4 protein-coding genes are annotated in these 2756 nt (G+C 43.7%); 1 reads left to right on the top strand and 3 read right to left on the bottom strand.

Translation table 11 applies throughout. The features are described 5' to 3' along the window. On the top strand, positions 1 to 250 hold a 250-nt coding region (locus GRP75_RS23695), incomplete at its 5' end, for a polymer-forming cytoskeletal protein (protein WP_160790539.1). Positions 251 to 289: 39 nt separating this feature from the next. Here the strand turns inward: GRP75_RS23695 and GRP75_RS23690 are convergent. From GRP75_RS23690 to GRP75_RS23680, 3 genes are all read right to left on the bottom strand, one after another. After that, a complete protein-coding gene (locus GRP75_RS23690; protein ID WP_023987447.1) occupies positions 290 to 1375 on the bottom strand; it encodes an AI-2E family transporter in 1086 nt (361 codons plus the stop codon). A 243-nt stretch (positions 1376 to 1618) separates the two neighbouring features. Then, positions 1619 to 2401, bottom strand: a complete 783-nt coding sequence (locus GRP75_RS23685) for an ABC transporter permease (protein ID WP_023987446.1) — start codon at positions 2399 to 2401, stop codon at positions 1619 to 1621. After that, positions 2394 to 2756, bottom strand: a 363-nt coding sequence (locus tag GRP75_RS23680) for an ATP-binding cassette domain-containing protein (RefSeq protein WP_483311110.1), incomplete at its 5' end; no start/stop codon positions are given. The genes GRP75_RS23680 and GRP75_RS23685, both read right to left, overlap by 8 nt.

Below are 2756 nucleotides of genomic sequence, written 5' to 3'. Positions count from 1 at the left end.
TAAGGTGTTTGGCAGCATTACTACAGAAGGACGACTGACCATTACGCCGACAGGTGAACTGTACGGAAATACCGCGACCACTGCATTGGTCATTTCTGAAGGCGGTATACTGGACGGCACAATTCAAATGAACCGAACAAAAGATGTAGAGTTGTCAACTTCTACGGATGAGTCAAACGACGAAACCCAATCTAGTTTCAGCAAAAACAAGGAGGATAGCCAAGCCGCTCTGCAATCCGAAGCAGGATAAAGTCAGTATATACTCCTTTAAATCCAGTGCATTCTCCATTCATTCCATAATATCCTCCACTCTGCGTTCCAAAAATAATTGGTACACCTTGCGTATGACGATTTTTCCGCACATATACAATGGAATCACCAAAATGATACCCAGAATCCCGAGCAGGTCGCCACCAACTAACAGTAAAATAACGACAGTCAACGGATGAATATCCAGCTGCTTGCCAAAAACTATAGGTGACAGCCAATTATCCTGAATTTGCTGTGCAGCGATCACCACGACCAGGGACCAGAGTGCCATCGAAGGTGATTCGAGTAATCCAATAATAACCACAGGTATAGAAGCAGCCACTGCCCCCACATAGGGAATAAAATTAAGAAAAATCGAAATAACGGCAAGCAGCAAGGCATAAGGCAAGCCAATAATTAAAAATCCAAGAAACATCATCACACCCAACGCGACATTAATCAGCACCCGACTCACGATAAAGCTGCTGAGTGCACTATCGATATCTTCCATAACCTCCAATGCGTCCTTGTGATATTTTTTTGGAAAGAAGTTTAGCATCTTAGGGCCAAACTTGCTCCCTTCCTTCAGCATGTAATAGAGCAATATTGGAAAGGTAGCCAATACAATAAAAAAGTAGGACACGAACGATACCAGCTTTACCGAATAATCAGACAGTGTCGAAAAAGCTTCGTTCAACGTATCTGACAGTTGTGACAGCGGGTCTTCACCCGGAGGCAGCACTTGTCTCAAGGATTGATTATGCCGCCATTGGCTCAATTGATCAACCAGACTTTTAATGAGCTTCGGCGCATTTTCAAATAAATTGGTAACTTGATCACGCAGCGTAGGCCACACACCCCATGAGAAAACAAACAATAACACTCCAATGACCAAATAAATCAGCAAGATGGAGATAGATCGTTTGATTTTTCTCCGTTCCATTACATCTACAATCGGCCTCAATAAATAATAGAGGAAAAAAGATAGCATCAACGGTACAACCAGCAAGCTGACCAAAGATACGAGAGGACTGAATATAAAGCTTACTTTGGTGCCCAAGTAAATGATGAGTAATAGCATGACAATACCCGTAGTCAGACGAAAAAAACGATTATTTTGCAGCATATCATGCGGCCCCCCTCTATTCTGTTTCTCTCTACCTCTTTAAACGCAAAATGACCCTATTGATTGATTCTTGCTGAAAATAGATTACAATATACCCCTGCACGCAGAATGTGTAGTAAAAAATGACATAGATACAGCATAAAATAGTCTTAAATGAGGATTTTGTAAAATTCTGAAATAACAAAAGGACGTCCAAATGCTAGGCATTTGAACGTCCTTTGTGTTACTCTATGGCACTTCGATTTAGGTCGAAACATCACGTTTTACGAAAACCACCCAGGCAATGGCGATAAAAATCACATAATATGCGGCCAGCACGGTGAGCGAAAAGGTTAGACTGGAACTTACCGTACCCGGCGGCATATCTAAATATTTTTTCAGATCCATATGCGTAAATAGAACGTATTTGGTCCATTCAAAACGATCTGTGCTGAACAAGCCAATCGTGTTATAAACTGTTTTGGTGAACATCATGAACAGTGACAGCCCAATCGCCAAGGCACTGGAACGGAAAACAGCGGACAGCATAAAAGCAAAGGCCATCGTCACGAACAAGGCGATATAGCTATACAAAAAGTTCAGCGTTACATAAGATATCGGATCACTGAACAGTGGAACAGAACCCGCTGGTGCATCCTTGGACAACATCAGCCATGAGGACAGCGTAACCATCAAAATCAAAATGATCGTTCCGAGCAAACTGAACAAAATCACGGATATATACTTGGACAACAATATTTTGCTGCGAGTCCAAGGTCGGATGAGCAGCAGCTTAATCGTTCCCCAAGTAAATTCACCAGCCACCGAATCAGCGGCTACAATGACCGTAAACGTCGTATTGAGGAAAAATGTAAACAACGTCGTCAACGCAATCCCATCCCACACACTGACCTGATCGGAAACCAGGGAAATCAGCATCGGAATCACAGCAGTGATGACCGCCAGCAGCCCCAGCATAATCCATGTGCGCACACGCAGGTAAATTTTCAGATTTTCGTTATGTACCAGCTTGAAGAAATCACCCAATGACCCCGCCTCCCGTCACTTCCAAAAATTGATCTTCCAGCGTACGGGAAACCGGGCGAATCGCATATACTTTAATGCCATTTGCAGCCAGCAGGCTGTTCATCTCTGCAATCTGTTCCCGCTCCAGGTGAAGCAGCAGTTGATTACCTTCGACGCGCCCTGCTCCAGCAAGCGCATAAGCTTGTTCGGCATCATTTACCTCAAAAGCAATTTCCGCCTTCTGCACTTCCTCCCCTGTATTCTTCAGTTGCTTGATATCAACCAGCCGTCCGCTCTGAATAATAGCTACACGGTCGCACATCAGCTCCATCTCGGACAACAAATGGCTTGATACGAATACAGTAATTCCTTCCGT

The organism is Paenibacillus sp. OT2-17 (assembly GCF_009827695.1).
GTDB classification, from domain to species: domain Bacteria; phylum Bacillota; class Bacilli; order Paenibacillales; family Paenibacillaceae; genus Paenibacillus; species Paenibacillus polymyxa_B.
The sequence above is the reverse complement of the archived record's forward strand: the minus strand, read 5'-3'. Positions and strand labels throughout refer to the sequence as shown.

Bases quoted from the DNA above. Each gene is read 5' to 3' on its own strand.
- GRP75_RS23690 (WP_023987447.1), bottom strand. From the start codon at position 1,375: ATGCTGCAAAATAATCGTTTTTTTCGTCTGACTACGGGTATTGTCATG.